This is a genomic window from Umbribacter vaginalis, assembly GCA_001552935.1.
Classification (GTDB): Bacteria; Actinomycetota; Coriobacteriia; order Coriobacteriales; family Eggerthellaceae; genus Berryella; species Berryella vaginalis.
The window spans coordinates 1-16,349 of record KQ959682.1; the positions used below are offsets into that span (position 1 = coordinate 1).

The 16,349-nt window shown below is 42.2% G+C and carries 13 protein-coding genes; 11 read left to right on the top strand and 2 right to left on the bottom strand.

Going from position 1 to position 16,349, the window contains the following annotated elements:
* Positions 1 to 348: 348 nt before the first annotated feature.
* The 8 genes from rpmH to HMPREF3190_RS03135 all read left to right on the top strand — a co-directional run bounded on the left by rpmH (position 349) and on the right by HMPREF3190_RS03135 (position 5,885).
* Complete coding sequence (rpmH, locus tag HMPREF3190_RS03105; RefSeq protein WP_066780297.1) at positions 349 to 486, top strand: 50S ribosomal protein L34; 138 nt, start codon at positions 349 to 351, stop codon at positions 484 to 486.
* Between the two features lie 15 nt (positions 487 to 501).
* On the top strand, positions 502 to 894 hold the full coding sequence (gene rnpA, locus HMPREF3190_RS03110; RefSeq protein ID WP_066780299.1) for a ribonuclease P protein component: 393 nt from the start codon (positions 502 to 504) through the stop codon (positions 892 to 894).
* Positions 872 to 1,108, top strand: coding sequence for a membrane protein insertion efficiency factor YidD (yidD, locus tag HMPREF3190_RS07255; RefSeq protein WP_082715120.1), 237 nt, complete (start codon positions 872 to 874; stop codon positions 1,106 to 1,108). Before rnpA ends, yidD begins: the two co-directional genes overlap by 23 nt.
* Positions 1,109 to 1,148: 40 nt before the next feature.
* Complete coding sequence (locus tag HMPREF3190_RS03115; protein WP_066780301.1) at positions 1,149 to 1,913, top strand: YidC/Oxa1 family membrane protein insertase; 765 nt, start codon at positions 1,149 to 1,151, stop codon at positions 1,911 to 1,913.
* A gap of 77 nt (positions 1,914 to 1,990) precedes the next feature.
* The gene (locus HMPREF3190_RS03120; protein ID WP_066780303.1) at positions 1,991 to 2,572 is read left to right on the top strand and encodes a Jag family protein; all 582 of its coding nucleotides are present in this window, start codon (positions 1,991 to 1,993) and stop codon (positions 2,570 to 2,572) included.
* Positions 2,573 to 2,607: 35 nt separating this feature from the next.
* Positions 2,608 to 3,333: a 16S rRNA (guanine(527)-N(7))-methyltransferase RsmG gene (rsmG, locus tag HMPREF3190_RS03125; protein WP_066780305.1), complete on the top strand. Its 726-nt coding sequence runs from the start codon at positions 2,608 to 2,610 to the stop codon at positions 3,331 to 3,333.
* A 310-nt stretch (positions 3,334 to 3,643) separates the two neighbouring features.
* Entirely contained in the window at positions 3,644 to 4,525 is an 882-nt protein-coding gene (locus tag HMPREF3190_RS03130) for a ParA family protein (protein WP_066780316.1), read from the top strand.
* Complete coding sequence (locus HMPREF3190_RS03135; protein WP_449676098.1) at positions 4,518 to 5,885, top strand: ParB/RepB/Spo0J family partition protein; 1,368 nt, start codon at positions 4,518 to 4,520, stop codon at positions 5,883 to 5,885. Before HMPREF3190_RS03130 ends, HMPREF3190_RS03135 begins: the two co-directional genes overlap by 8 nt.
* 181 nt (positions 5,886 to 6,066) lie before the next feature.
* Here HMPREF3190_RS03135 and rlmN read toward each other — a convergent pair whose 3' ends face one another.
* Positions 6,067 to 7,128, bottom strand: a complete 1,062-nt coding sequence (gene rlmN / locus HMPREF3190_RS03140) for a 23S rRNA (adenine(2503)-C(2))-methyltransferase RlmN (protein ID WP_066780306.1) — start codon at positions 7,126 to 7,128, stop codon at positions 6,067 to 6,069.
* A 117-nt stretch (positions 7,129 to 7,245) separates the two neighbouring features.
* Here rlmN and HMPREF3190_RS03145 point away from each other — a divergent pair, with 117 nt between their 5' ends.
* Positions 7,246 to 8,211 (top strand): D-alanine--D-alanine ligase family protein, encoded by a 966-nt coding sequence (locus tag HMPREF3190_RS03145; RefSeq protein WP_066780308.1) that lies wholly within the window; start codon positions 7,246 to 7,248, stop codon positions 8,209 to 8,211.
* A gap of 635 nt (positions 8,212 to 8,846) precedes the next feature.
* On the opposite strand, the gene HMPREF3190_RS03150 is transcribed toward HMPREF3190_RS03145, so the two are convergent.
* A complete protein-coding gene (locus HMPREF3190_RS03150) occupies positions 8,847 to 9,488 on the bottom strand; it encodes a hypothetical protein (RefSeq protein WP_066780310.1) in 642 nt (213 codons plus the stop codon).
* 596 nt (positions 9,489 to 10,084) lie between these two features.
* Here HMPREF3190_RS03150 and HMPREF3190_RS03155 point away from each other — a divergent pair.
* Both HMPREF3190_RS03155 and HMPREF3190_RS03160 read left to right on the top strand, forming a co-directional pair.
* Entirely contained in the window at positions 10,085 to 13,486 is a 3,402-nt protein-coding gene (locus HMPREF3190_RS03155) for a helicase C-terminal domain-containing protein (RefSeq protein ID WP_066780312.1), read from the top strand.
* Between the two features lie 294 nt (positions 13,487 to 13,780).
* Positions 13,781 to 16,349: hypothetical protein (locus tag HMPREF3190_RS03160; RefSeq protein WP_066780314.1), on the top strand; the 2,569-nt coding region annotated here is incomplete at its 3' end.

Here is a 16,349-nt window from a genome sequence, read left to right on the forward strand (position 1 = left end):
CCCCCTCTTGCGCACCCTCAACCGCACTCTCGCAAGCACCCATTCCCGTTCGCACTTTAATATCGCCAGCACCACCAGACGTACTTCCATGTCGCCAGCAGCATCAGCCGCACTTACTTCCATACGCACCCGTTTCACACCCCGCACCACTCTCACCACCTCCCGCACTTTCATACCGCTAGCCCCACTTCACGCACACTTCCGTTTTCAAGCCCACTTTCTTGCTTTGTCTATTCCGTTTCGTGTTTTATCAGCAAGCTATGGATTATTTGTAATGAAATGGTATTTTTTTAGAATTCACACTATAATATTTGGGTTGTTCTTATTACTGACGGAAAAGGAAGACAAATGAAACGCACGTATCAACCAAACACTCATAAAAGGGTAAAATGCCATGGTTTTCGTGCCCGTATGGCAACCAAAGCTGGTCGCCGTATTTTGGCTGCACGTCGCGCTAAAGGTCGTAAGTGCCTCACTGTTGCATAGACTAGAGGAAATTTCTTGAAAACCATCAAATCGAGTGAGGAAATTTCAGCGATTTTAAAACAGGGCACATTTTTTAAGGCGCCCTATTTTTTTCTTATTGTTCATGGTAGTCAGCACATAGGTTGCACGCAAGCGCGTGTGGCCTATATAGCTGGCAAAAAAAACGGGAACGCTGTTTGGCGTAATGCCGCAAAGCGGCGGCTGCGCAGCTTATTGAAAGACTCGCTTAGTCAATCAGATTATCTTGCACGCAATTTTACGCTCGATATGATTATTATGGCAAGAAAACCTCTATTAACCGCATCATATCAAACAACACTCGATGCGTTTGAAAATGTACTTACAAGAATAGTGGCAGCAAAAGATGGTAAACAAAAGGGAGCACATGTTCCTCAAACCAGTAAATAAAGTGTGCTGTTTCAGTGCGCAATTGTGTATTAGGGCTTATCAACTTATCCTTTCGCCTTTATTTAGTGGTTGTTGTCGATTTGAGCCAACGTGTTCTCAATATGCCCTTGAAGCATTTAAAAAATTCTCTTTCCTTAAAGCTTGCTATTTAACGATACGAAGAATTTTACGTTGCCGACCAGGTGGCGATCATGGGTATGATCCGTTACCGTAACCATAGAAGAATTACAGGAACTCGATATTAAGGAATATGTATGTGGGATGTATTCAAAAATTTCCTCTTTGACATATTAGTGTATTTTCATAGCTACACTCAGGACTGGGGTGTTGCTATTTTAGTTGTAACGTTCATTATCAGGCTTATTTTATCGCCTTTGATGCATGCGGCTACCAAGTCGACCTATGGCATGAGAAAAGCACAACCCAAAATTAAAGCTATACAGGAAAAATTTTCTGGTGACCAGCAAAAACTTGCACAAGAAATGCAAAAATTATATGCGGAAGCAAAGTTTAACCCTATTAGCGGTTGTTTGCCAATGTTCTTGCAAGCACCTATTTTCATAGCATTGTACCAAGTACTAACAGAAATGCACGAACGCCTTGGAAATACTCATTATGGTTTTTATAATTTAGTGCCTAACTTGGTTTTGAGTCCATCTATGGCAATACATGATGGGTTGAGCGTCTTTTTACCGTATCTGATATTATTAATAGTGTTCGCTTTTGCTACCTTTGCGCCTATGGTTCTGATGCAAATAGGACAACCGAATACCCAGCGCACACAAATGTTTTTAATGGCGGGGTTTATGACGGTATTTATGCTGTGGGTTGGATGGGGCTCACCAGCAGGTGTGTTGCTGTACTGGGGCACGTCATCTTTGGTTGCTGTTATTCAACAACAAACATCGCTCTATATTATGCAAAAGCGTGATAAGGAAAACGAAGAAAATTCAGAGACGACCAACGAAGTGTATGTGGTTAGAAAAGAACGGAAAAAGAAACCAACTAAAAAGGCATAACGGTTATTTCTATCTGTTTGGTAGGCGTTATTGTGAAACGAAACAGTGTTTCACGTGAAACATTAAGAGGAGCTAGTATGGATGAACAATCTGAGGATTATTGCGAAGAAGTTGAAACATACTTTGAGGAAGACGTTCCTGAAGAGGTAATTGATGGCGACGATGAACCTGCTCTTCAGGCTCTTACCGATGAGCAACTTGATGAAATTGCAGATACTGCAATTGCAATTTTGAAAGACTTGCTCCAGTTTTTCGATGTTGGAGAAGTTACCATTGACGAGTATAGTGGGGATGAGGGCGAACTGATTCTTGATATTACAGGAAATAATTTAGCAATTTTAATTGGTCGTCACGGTAAAACGCTTGATGCACTTCAGCATATTGTATCGGCTATTACCGTGCGTAAAATTGGCTTCCGTTTTCCTGTTATTGTTGATATTGAGGGGTATAAAAACCGCCAGCGCGAAAAACTTGAAAAACTTGCCTTATCAAGCGCCCAGAAAGCTCTTCGCTTCAAGAAAGCAATCGCTTTGCGTCCGATGAATGCTTATGAACGCCGTATTATACATATGGTATTAAGAGATAACAAAAAACTATCTACCAACTCAGAGGGTTCTGGAGCTAATCGTCATATTGTTATTAAACCAGTTAAGTTCTAGCATACTTGAGAACCTACCGTATAGGCATGTGCGAAATGAATAATCAGAAACATCCTTCTGCTATCTTAGAGAACACTTCTATCCAGCCTGATGTATCGTATGTGCCAAGAGCGGTATTAGATGCATGTCAAAACCACCTTCGCATGGTTATTGAAACAAATAAATCGCTTAATCTTACCCGTATTGATACTTTTGAGGAAGGAATGCTGCTTCATGTAGAAGACTCCCTTACAGCGCTTCCACTTTTTGAAAACGCTCCTGAAGGATGGTATCTTGATATGGGCACAGGAGCAGGGTTTCCTGGTATTCCCCTTGCCCTTGCTACAAAGCGTAAAACAGTCCTTGTGGATGCACGCAAAAAGAAAGTGAAAGTACTTAATGAGTTTTTGCAGCAGTTACAAATTGCTGATTATGTGACTGCACTTTCGGAGAGAATAGAAGCTCTGCCGTCTCTGTATAAGGATAAGTTTGCTGTTATTACAGCACGCGCTCTTTCACAGACATCCGTATTGATGGAATTTGCAACACCGTTGCTTCTACGTGGTGGGTGGTTAATTTGCTATAAGGCACAGATGTCTCAGCAGGAAACAGATCACTTAGCGTGTGTTGCAAACACACTAGGTCTGACGCAAATTTTTTCAAGCAAGTTTTTATTGTCTGATGATCAAACCCAAAGAACTCTCTTGGTTTTTCAAAAAACCCACAAAGCAAGCATAAAATTACCCCGTTTAAACGGTTATGCGCAAAAACATCCTTTATAAGCTTTATTTGGTATTTATAGTAGATAAATTAGGATATTTTTTTCACTAGAGAATAAGTACAATAGTACTTGTGGCGCGTAGGGCATTAATTACATATATAAGTGAAGATATGTGTTCCTGCACCTTGTAATTTAGAGCCGTATGTTTCACGTGAAACAATGTATACTAGTCATGAGCGAAAGGAGCTTCGGTGGGATTATTTAATGGCTTTCGACATCAAAAAAAGAAGCAAGAAACGCAATCCGATAGCGCAACAAATCAAACAACAGTGGACGATAGTTCTAACGACTCATTACTGGTTGATGAAGATATGAAAATCGATTCAATAGAAGTGGTTGAACGGGTAACAGAAGAACATGTTGAAAAAACACCGACGTATAAAGAAATTAAGCCATTTGCCGACAAAAAACCTGTTACTCACGTTATCGGTCAAACGAAAATTTTAGGAATTATCAACCAAAAAGGTGGTGTTGGGAAGTCAACCACGGCGGTTAATCTAGCAGCTGCGCTTGGTAGTGCGGGCAAACAAGTGCTGTTAGTTGATTTAGACCCACAAGGCAATGCTACCAGTGGTTTAGGAATAGACAAGGGTGAAATTACGCGCTGTATTTATGATTTATTATTAAACGACACCCCTCTTCATGAAGTGATTATTCCTGATGTAGCACCGGGTCTTGATCTTGTTCCTGCAACAATTAATTTGGCAGGAGCAGAGGTTGAGCTCGTATCAGAAATGGCACGCGAGAATAGGCTAAAAGACACCCTTGGGTCTTTACGCGGCAAATATGATTATATTTTGATTGACTGCCCTCCATCGTTAGGTTTATTGACGGTTAATGCATTGGTGGCATCCGATAAGCTTATCATTCCTATTCAGTGTGAATTTTACGCGCTTGAGGGTGTTACAAAACTCCTCGATTCTATGAAACGAGTAAAAAGCCGTTTAAACCCATCTCTTGATATTTTTGGTATTTTATTAACTATGTACGATGGCCGTACAATGCTTGCTCGTCAAGTTGCAAAAGAGGTACGCAGTTTCTTCGGTAAACAGGTGTTTGAAACTATTATTCCTCGTACTGTTAAATTATCAGAAGCTCCCAGTTATGGATTACCAATAACGGAATATGACCCTCATGGGCGCGGTGCTGAATCGTATACCGCTCTTGCAAAGGAAGTGATCAATCGTGGCTAGAAACAAAGGTGGACTTGGCAGAGGCTTAAACGCGCTTCTTGGAGGCTTATCAATGGAAGCCGCACCGCAAGAAAAACCCTCTAATAGATTTACTGTTGATGCAAAAAAACCAGTAGCTCATCCACAAGAGCCTAATAAAGACATAGCAATAAACCAGGAAAAAGAACAAGAAGCATTATTAGAAGAAGAATTAGTGCCTGATAGTGATGTACATATAAAAAGCATTTCCACACGTGAAGTGTGCACGCCGTCTTGTCAGCAAGACACAGAAACCAATACTGATAATCAAGCTGCTACTCAGCTCGAAACACCACAAGAGTTCCCTGATGAGCAGCGAATTGCTGATGTAGTTGCGCGTGAATGTAGCGATGCTCCATCGCTTAAGAATACACCCAGTGCACCACTAACTTCCACACAAGCCGCATCAACAACCGCTCCAGGCGAGGAGCCTGTTTCAGCATCTGATACACAACAAGATTCTCATAATGTTTTTAACGATAAATCAGTGCAGTTTATTACAGAGCTAGATTTATCCCAAATAGAAGTAAATCCCCAGCAGCCACGCACACGCTTCCAAAAAGATGAGCTGCAAGAATTGGCAGACTCTATTAAAGTTCATGGTGTACTGCAGCCTATTCTCGTGCAACCCTTGTCACATAACAAATATAAAATTATTGCTGGCGAAAGACGTTATCAAGCATCGAAACTTGCAGGATTAAAAACCATTCCAGCTCATGTAAAACAAACAAATGACGATAATATTATTGAGCTTGCGCTTATTGAAAATATACAACGCTCAGACTTAAACCCAATTGAAGAAGCATACGGCTATCGACGCCTTATTGAAGAAAAAGGTATGACACAAGTAGAAATTGCACAAGCGGTGTCTAAAGGGCGTTCAACAATTGCAAACGCTCTACGTTTGCTTGAGTTACCGGAAGATGCGCAAAAATTACTCTATGAGAATAAGATTTCTGCAGGTCATGCCCGTGCCATCTTATCTATTCATGATAAAGATGCGCAGAAAAAATTAACTGAACGTTTGATGCGTGATAATTTAAGCGTTCGAGAAACAGAAGCGCTTGCTCGTTTATTGTCAGGCAAAATAGTCTCACAAACTCAATCTACACGCGTTCCTACCCCGCAAGCATTTAAGCTTGCTGCACGTAATTTACGCAAAGTGCTATCTACTAACGTTCGCGTTAAAACTGTTAAAGGTAAAAATAAAATCGAAATAGAGTTTGGTGATGAAACCGAGCTTAATCGTATCGTTGAAATGCTTAAGGATGGAAAACAACCTAAGCAAGATGCAACTAGTTTTTATTCGGGGCTAACAGTTGGAAATATTAGTCAAGGGTAGTATTACTCACGTTATACATACATAACCCAAAGTAACGTTATAGTGCTCAGGGTTATTCATTGTGGCAGATTATCAGAGCAATTTACTATAGTTGGTTGCTCTGATATTTATGTTGTCAATTATCTCATTATGACACGTTGTGCTACCTGTACCGTTATGAATTCTTAATAGTTAAAATCACTTAATCGGAGGTAGTTTTATAGCTGCGCGCTAGTTGCCCGCATGCCCCATCAATGTCTGCGCCACGACTTATGCGTGCCGTTGCAGGAATACCATGCTTTTCTAGTTCATTGAGCCATAATCTACGTGTCTTTTCTGACACAGGAGCAAAAGGAGAGTTTTCAATTTTGTTGAGCATAATGATATTAACGTGACAGAGTAGATTATTGCAAAATACACAGAGTGCTTGCAGGTGTTCTTGTGAATCGTTTATACCTTTAATAAGCGCATATTCTAGTGAAACTCGTCTATTTGTGATCTGGACATAATATTCAAGCGCTTGTTTAAGATCGGTAAGTGGAAATTGTATAACGCGCGGCATAATAACATTTCGCGTTTGCTGAATTGCGCTATGAAGCGATACTGCAAGTGTGTATTGCATACCTTCATGCGCTAATTTTTTAATATTGGGCACAATTCCACATGTTGATATAGTAATATGGCGTGCACCAATATCATTGTAGCGGCTACTATTTAAAATATGTAACGCCTCAATAACAGCATGATAATTGGCAAACGGTTCACCTTGTCCCATAACAACAATGTTGCTTACGCGCTGTTGAAAGTCGTCTGCCACTACATTAATTTGATCAACTATTTCTCCAAGAAAAAGATTACGTATCAACCCTTGTTTACCTGTTGCACAAAAAACGCACGCCATAGCGCATCCAGCCTGACTTGAGCAACATACGGTAAGTTTGTTATTAGCAGAGGGAATCCCAACTGTTTCCACAAGCACATTATCGAAGAGTCTAAGAAGGTATTTACGTGTACCATCTGCAGAAATTTGTTTATGCTGAAGCGTTGGGTAGGTAAACGGATACCGCTGTGCAAGGATACTTTTTGTGCGTTGCGAAATATTACGCATGTCGTCATATGTTGAAGCGTGCTGTTTATAGAGCCAATCAAAAATTTGCGTTGCGCGAAATTTTTTCTCGCCTTCTGTAAGCAACAGCTCCTGTAATTCATTGAGAGTAAATTGTTTCAGTGTTGTATGCATAGTGAGTATTATAATAGAGATCATCTTGTTTCACGTGAAACATTCTTATTACAACAACGCTGTTGTGCTGCACAACTTGTATCACCGTACAGTGTGTTTACTATGTGGCATGCATGAGTATGCAATTTTGAAAGGATACGTATGGATTCACCAAAATATAATGTCGCTTTATTGTGTGGTGGCAGTAGTGGTGAAAGAGAGATTTCAAAAGCTTCTGGGAAAAGTGCAGCAGCAGCGCTTCGTAAGGCGGGGTGTCAGGTAACAGTGCTTGACCCTGCTGAGCGAAGCACCCTTACGACGTTGCTAAATAACACGTTTGATGTTGCTTTTTTGTGCTTGCATGGCAAGGGTGGAGAAGACGGTACAATTCAGGGTTTTTTGGAGTATGCGCAGCTTCCGTATACGGGGCCTGGCGTGTTAGCAAGTGCGTTGGCAATGGATAAATCGCGCGCAAAAGCGCAGTATATACACCATCAGTTGCCTACCCCACACGCAAAAACACTGTTTCGTAATCACCCGTATGATAGCGATGCGCTAGCTTGTGAGTTTGGATTTCCGTGTGTTGTAAAAGCGACTACGGAAGGCAGTGCTTTGGGTGTTTATATCGTTCAGTCGCAAGACGAAATGGACGAAAAAATAGCGGCTTGTTTTACCATGGATGATCATATATTGATTGAGCGTTTTATAAAAGGAACAGAGCTAACGGTTGCCGTACTCGGAAACGATACACCTTTTGCACTGCCTGTCATAGAGATCATTCCCAAGCATGCGTTTTATGATTTTGAGTCGAAATACGCTCCAGCTGGTTCTCAACACATTTGCCCAGCTCGTTTGAGCGAGCAGGATACGAAAACAGTGCAGGATTTAGCCGTGCGTGCGCATCGCGCGCTTGGATGCAAAGGTATGTCTCGTACTGATATTTTGAGAGACGAACATGGTTCATTTTGGCTTTTGGAAACCAATACCATACCTGGAATGACAGAAACATCCTTACTGCCTGATGCCGCACGCGTATATGGGCTTGATTTTCCTTCGCTGTGTATAAAGCTTATTGAATTTGCTTTAGACGCTAAGACGGATAAGAAGCCTGCGAATCCCAATCGTTAAGCGTAGTAAGGGTGGTTTTTCTGTAGAGCGTGTACGCAGCGACTGTTAGGCTGTTGCTGTTGATGTCGTTTATCTGCACGATATATAGACAAACACGAGTCAAGTAATCTACGTGCCCACTATACGTAATAAGCATGAATAGGGTTACAACAAGCGCGTTGTGACGCATAGGTTCTGATGGCATAATAAGTTCTGTTACAGGTGTTGTTAATAGTAAGGTGAAGATTACCTATAAAAGTGACTGAAATCAAAGAATACGGGTTTGAGTCACATGCGCGCGGCGGCAGTGCTTCTTTGCTCTGAAGAAACCTACCTTCAACGAAAGCGTGTACGATTTATTGGCGCTTCAATTAAACAACATTCAATTGAGAGAATGATTATCTATCAACATACACAGGTATCGCTTTTTCCCCTGCCATTCCCTACGTGCGTTTTTATGAGTAGTCGCAGTAACGTGTGTGAAATGTTTTTGCCGGTCTTAGACAGCTGCACTTTGATAGCTGTGCTTCGATAGCTTAAAGTAGGCGGCTCGTCTATCGCTCATCTGCTGCTCTATTGTGGCTCAAGTTAGATTTCTCCAAATGTCACGCTTTGTCGAGGTGGTAGGACTTTTGTTGATAGCAGTGTCGGTGCTGTTAAAGCCACCCTTGTGCTTTAACGAGCAGCACCACAAGTGTTACCAGCGCCAATAAGAAAATCCACGAAACAACATAACATCCTTTATTCCCCGCACGTCCTTGCTCGATGAGATTTTCAGATAATGATCGCCGTGTTTTCATAAGAGCCATTCCTTGTTGTTTTTGCGGCAAGGAAATACGACCGCGGGGCACCCATGTGCCGTTGGAAGACTCTACGTGGTGCATGCCATCGTGCGATAGTGAAATATCAGGGCGTATGCCTTTTTTAAGCTCTTGAGCAATTGTGTTTTCGAATATGACATACGCCTGCTGTGTTGTGTCATATATAAAAAGAGCCACTTGACCCCAGTAGTATCCAGGGTTGGGATGATCGGTATACGCCACAAATGAAAGGAAGCATGAAACGCGTAGGTTTTCTGCAGAAGCTAATTTCACACGTTCTATTAGGTGTTCATCGGTAATTATCCCTACCAATTTTTGATACTTGTTATAAAGCTCAATGTAGGGGTTTAGAGTATTATTCTTAGCTAGTGCTAGCGACAGAGCGTCGCCTACCAACGTATCTGCTCCTAATAGAAAAGCCGCATCTTTTTTGCTTGGGCAGTGAAACTCATAATATCCTGCAAAATAGTTGTTCATCATACTCCTTGGCTCTGATTAGATCTTTGCCCTTTACCTAGCTCATCCGAAAACAGCCGTACACGAAAAATTCAGCAAGCTCCAGCTATGGCAACTGGAATTAGTATAGTGCAGAATAGCTCAAAACACTTACAGGGTTGAATTTAAATATGCTGTGCGTATATTTTGAAAATTGCTACCAAATAAGTCGTTGCGTGTGCTTGACCTAACGTCTGGAATACTGTTTTTCTAACATGTGCTCCTGTTATAAGTATTGCCTTGTGTGTAATTGCTGACGGCAATTGTGGTTATACGAACTGCTGATAGGAAAGTTTATTACTGTCCGCACATAGTAGAGCTTAGGCGGCTTTGCAATATCGCACAGTTGCTAGTATGTGTGGGCCCAAACTGCCCTATTCCAATGCAGCGCATGGCACATCCCATACACATAAATACGCAATGTTGTTTTACCTGCGTTCTTATATAATCTGTGCGATAATATATGCAGACACCGAATTGCGCAAACATCTAATTATATGAACCTTACGGCATTTCGTATTTGTAGATACAAAATTGTTTTATCATAGAAAAAATCCTTCGGGGGGCTTGCTGCTTTTATGACTATCGTCAAATCGACACTATCAGCTGATGTTGAACATGCTATGCTTGATGGCTCTGATCAAGCAATAGTGAAGCGTTATAATCGCCTTGCATCCTTAGTAAACACCTGTTCATTTGGTAAATTTGATTCTAATATTGTTATTTTAGATACAGAAGCAACGGGACTATCTCTTGAGCATGACGACTTAATACAGGTTGCTGCTGCTCGTGTTGAGAACGCCGAAATAGTAGACTGGTTTGTTGAATTTGCAAAACCGAGCAAAGCGATTTCGTATGAAATTGAACACCTTACTCACATAAGTAATAACGATGTTGAGCACGCCGATTACCCTGATGATGTGATAGCGCGCCTTGTGAAGTTTATTGGTGCGTCGGCAGTTGTGGCTCATAATATTGCATTCGACAAAACACTTCTTTGTAAATATCCATCAGGTAGCACCTTATCAAACAATCTATGGATTGATTCACTTGATCTTGCGCGTATTGCTTTACCACGTCTAAAAGGTCACAGACTTATTGATCTGGCGCATGCGTTTAACGTAAGAGAGTCTACTCATCGTGCTGATGACGATGTGAGAACAACGTGTGTTGTATTTCGTATTTTGCTTGCTGCTGTAAGCAGCATGCCACTGAATGTGGTGCGATACATTGCGCATTTGAATACTCAAGATTTTTGGAGTACCCGTATTGTTTTTGAGGAATTTCTTACCTGCCCTCCACAAAATACTCCTTTGTATGCCGAATATATTAAAGAAAAACACCAGTTTAAGCCAGGCGATCATGTTACCGCACAACAGAATTTTGCAGAATCAGCGCCTCTGCCATTAAGCATGAAACAACTTGTGCCAGCACGAACAATGCGCAGAATGGAAGGCGCTTGCGCCAATGCCAACGAAACCGCCAATCAGTCAACACTTGATCAGATCACCGCTACGCCTACTGTTATTCCTACGGAAGAAGACATACAGTCTGCATTTTCAGTATCAGGCATAATGGGTTCCCTCTACGCTCATTATGAACCGCGCGAGGCTCAAGTAGAGATGGCGCAAACAATTCGCGATGCGTTTCAAGTGGGAAGAAATGCGGTTATTGAAGCTGGTACCGGTGTTGGTAAGTCGCTTGCTTATCTTATACCAGCGGTTCTTACAGCCCATAATTCTAAGGTGCGTATAGGAGTAGCTACCAGTACAAACACACTGCTTGACCAAATTTTCTATAACGATTTGCCGCGTCTTAATCACGAACTGAAAGCCCGCGGAGTGCTTCCACATGGGTTTACCTATGCTGCAATTAAAGGCATTGTGCATTATCCGTGTCTCAGAAAAATAGAAAATTTGTTACACCATCAGCCTCAATTGATAGAGCTTCATGATGGCGTGGTGTCACAGGCGCCCTCTCTTGCCACTCTTGTATCGTTTGTAGAACAAAGCAATGGGGATACTATTGACGCTCTTAAAATTGATAAACGCACCATATATTCATCTGGTTTTACCAGCACAAGTGCTGAATGCTACAAGAAGAAATGCCCTTTTTACTCGCGCTGTTTTTATTTTGGTGCCAAACAAGCGGTTGAAGAGAGCGATTTATTTATTACTAACCATGCGCTTATGTGCTGCAATATGGCTGCTGATAATGCTATATTGCCATTAGCCGCTTGTTGGATTGTTGACGAAGCTCACGATATTGAACCTGCTGCGCGTGAAGCGTTTACACGAAACATCTCATCGAGCGCGCTTGTTGACCTGTCAAAGGAACTCACACAAACTAACGATGATAATTTGTTTGAAAAGATTATAGCGGCTGTTCTTAAGCAAGAGTCATCAGATAACAATGCCTTGTTTTACCAAATTACAGAAGCGCGTCGCATTTCGTTGAATGTTTCGACGCATGCAAAAGAATATGCACAAGCCGTAAAACAGCTGTTAGAGTTCGATGCGGAACGAACCAAACAGTACGATATGATAGATGTTTGGCTGAATTCTTCTATTCGATCATCAGATGCCTTTAACGTCATTGAGAATGCTGTATCTGTGCTTTATAACGATTGTAATGCTTTATTATTGGCGCTTCAAAATATTACTGCGGCTTTGTCACAGGAACATAATGTTCTTGATTTGCAACAAGAGTTATCGCTGTACTGTTTTACGCTTAAAGATGCTCTTGATGCTATGCATGCGTTTTTTACAACATCATTGGATGTTTCACGTGAAACATCAGTCACACAACTTACTGATGAACAAGCACACAACAGCAACGAATCTTGCGTACCATCTGCTGATGTCTATGAAAACCAAGGTACTGTCGTGCTCGAAGCGTTACAAAAACAACCAGGCGCCGTTCTTCATTCTTTTAAGGAGTTAAAGGCGCTCATGGAAATAGATAATCTGCAGCAAGAATTACGAACATCCGCAGTAGATGCTTCCGTTACTACCGAGCGAGAAACAAACATCACCGCGTTACAACAGAATGCTTTATCCTTGGTAGAGCAGCCGTGTTCATCATGCGCACCTGCCGCAGATAACGCTGTATATATGGCGCATATGCATCGAAAAAAAACAAAATATAATGACGTATTGAGCGTAACACCGCTTGCTATTGCATCAAAATTAGAAAATCATCTTTATGATTTAAGCCATTCTGTGGTATTTACATCAGCAACGTTGTCGGTAAATAGGTCATTGGAGAATTTTATGCAAACGGTTGGGTTGTCGCGCGCAACAAAACCGTGTATTCATAAAATGCTGAGTTCTACGTTTGATTACAACAGCAATATGGTTATTTACGTAGTGCGTGATTTTCCTGAGCCAAATAATGCGTTGTACGCGCAAGCACTGGAGCGTTTTTTGGCGCAGGTACATATAGCGCAAAACGGATCACTGTTAACGTTGTTTACCAATAGGCATACCATGGAGCGATGCTATGAAGTTGTGCGTCCTCAGCTTGTTGAACAGGGCATGAACCTATTATGTCAAAAGAAAGGCTCATCAACAAAAACCCTACGGGATATGTTCATTAACGAGAAGACAGCGTCGCTTTTTGCATTGAAGTCGTTTTGGCAAGGCTTTGACGCACCAGGCGACACCTTACAGGGTGTGATTATCCCTAGATTGCCCTTTGGAAAACCGAATGATCCATTATCGCTTGAGCGAAATGAACGCGATTCGCAGGCATGGATGCACTATTCGCTTCCAAAAGCGATTATTGAAACCAAACAGGCTGTTGGGCGCTTGATACGCAAAAGCGACGATAAAGGCTTTGTGATATTTACCGATGTGCGGCTGGTAACTAAATCGTATGGTAAGGTTTTCTTGAATTCGATGCCTACACAAGCTATTCGTATATTAAGTGCGCGTGACATCTGCAAAGATATATATAATCGCCGTCTAAAAAATAACTAGTTCCTTTTTGTATTTTAGCTTTTGGCTTTAGTCTTTTACCTTGGCTGTTTGTGTCTTAGTTTCGCAACTTCTGACGGTTGATTTTTTTCAGTTCGTGTTATTGCTGCTGGCTTAGAATCTTACGCATTATTTATGCTCATAAATTCTTTACAATATACCGTATGGTTTTTATAAAACGACAGTAAAGCCATACGAATCGAGCGTTATATGTAATAATGAGATAAATGGCGTATAATTTATATAGGTGCGCGCTGTGTAGTGCTGTCATCAAGAAAAACAAGGAAAGGCATATGTATGGCCCCCAAATTTGATGTAATTGCCGCTCTTTCACAAGACTCTTCGCCTCGCGTAGCAGGTTCGGAAGGTGAGCAGAAGGCTGCTCTTTTTATTGCCGATCAATTTAAGAAATTGACGCATTTTTCTACGGAAATTGATGAATTTAACATGAATGCGAGCACATATCTTACCAAAGGTATTTTTGCGCTTGCGGTTATTGTATTTTCGGTACTTGCATTTGTGCCGGTAGTGGGCATAGTGTTCGTAAATTTATCACTTGTTGCAGCGATACTGTACATTCTGGAAGATATGAGTATTACGCATCTAGCAGCCTATTTTAAGCACGGCTCGAGTCAAAATGTTGTTACTCACTATGTACCGCGCGATAAAAAAAGTACGCCACGTAGCAGGAAAATTGTCTTTTTAGCGCATTACGACGCCTTGCGCGTAAAGCCTTTGTTATTACAAAAGTGTGAGCAGCTTCCTGTTCCTCTTTCTTTTACGCTTGCGGTGGCTATGGTTGCTATTCCTGTGTTTACGTTTATTCATAGTATTGTGCATGAAAATCTTGCGCTTTCGATAATTTTACAAATTGTTGTTGTTATTGCGTGGTTGATAGCGCTTATTCCTGTTGTGCGCTTAGTTACGTTTTTAGGCGCATCGGTAAGCCCGAGTGCAAATTGCAACGCAAGCGGTGTTGCGGCAATGCTTGAACTTGCACATCGTATAAGTGAAGCGCAAGATCGTAGTCAAGAGTCGGCAACCATTCATGGTATGCAAGCAGCTTACGAGGCTGGTGTGGTTCCTGATGATGCGCAGCTTACCTATCATGGTGATACCAATGAAATGCAGCCATTACCCGAGAATGTATCGCGTGACGACGCGGGGTTATCGTGCGTGGATACACCACATCACGAAATCCTGTCTGCTGATACGTCTGCATCAGAAGTGTTATCACAAGATGGTGCACCCGAATCTGCTTCTGCTGATGGTATGACGTCATCGGCAACAAGCTCTCCTGTTATAACATCTGCTGTGCAACCTGCGCACCTTACCTCGTCTGCTGTGGTAGCATCGTTGGGTAGTTCACCCGCTGAAAAAGATGTACCTACCTGGTTTAAAACCGCTCAAGAGAAAGCTAAAAAGGTTGCAAAACCGCTGAACAGCTCGCTGCGTTCACGTTTTGCTGATACGGGTAGTGCAGCCTTAAAAGCGCAAGCAGAACATGGTGCCACAACCGACCACGCTCAAGAAAATAACACTGCAGCTAATATAACTACAGCGTGTGATGCGTCTGGCATACACGAAAGTTCTTCATCGCCAGATGTTGCTACTACGACTGTAGCGCCTGTTCAAACACTACATGAAGAAAATGCGTCTGCACCTGATACAAGCGCATATCCTAATCAGATGACCATTGACGAATTCAGAACACAAGCAGCGTCATCGGCATCTTCTAAACCATATGCAGCATCAGGTAACGATGCAAATCAATCGGATTCTGCGCAGCACAAAGACGCGCATACACCGGCAACGTCACCGATAGCAAACTTAGCGTCACAGGAAAGCCAATCAATACAGCAAGCATTCAATCAACCTGAACCTAATTGCTCATTTATGGAAAACTGGAGCGATACCGCAGCGGAAACATCTTCGAGCACTTCTGCTGCTACCATGTCGGCATCAACCGATTCCACGTCTACCGCCACAGCAGCTGATATATCGGCATCAACGGTGTCGGATAGTTTTGATGGGTCTGACCAGGTTGTAGCGTCTCATAATCAGGAACGTATTTTAGTGTCAAGCGCGCAACAAGAACTCTCAAGTAATGCTGGCAGTGTTGAGCGTGATGAAGAACAGCCAGGCAATGCTGCTAAGCCGTCAACTACAACAGAAATGGAAGTTGTACAGGCAAAAGAAAACGCCCTTGATGCGTTGTATGACACCAGTGCATTATCTGAAACAAACGACATGAAACAGCCTGCCCCTTTGGCAAATGAAGCACATAGTGCTGAAAGCCATCGTCAGCTTAGCGGCGTCATTCCGCGTATCGATCCTTTGGCTGCGCGTGGCGACCATCCATCACGCTCTGGTATGATTCGCGACATGCGTGGCGTGCTACCATCGCTTTCAGGTACCATTACGCGTGTTAAGGACACCTATGAAAATTCACCTCTTAATCCTGTTGGTTCGTTTGCGGCAGGCGCAACGGAGTCTATCAAACCTATTACTGATGAGATGCTGAAAGACGTTTCTCCTGATGAAATGTATGTTGAGGATGCTGACGATTCAGATGTCGAAGAAAATTATACCGATTCGGGAGCTCCTGCAGGGCCTGATTATGTAGAAATGCCGCAAAGTAGATGGCAGCGATTTAAACAGCGTTTTAGCAGGAAAAAGAAGCAACAACATGAATATGACGACTTTGATCGTCCCTTAGGATCGACATTTGACTCTTCTACAGAAGACGATTTTGATGCTATCGATGAACCGCATTCTTCATCTGTTCAAGGTAATTCTGTTGAGGGTGAAACCCGTTCATCGTCACCAACCACGAAGCATACGCAGGCGCAAACACGTTCGCAGA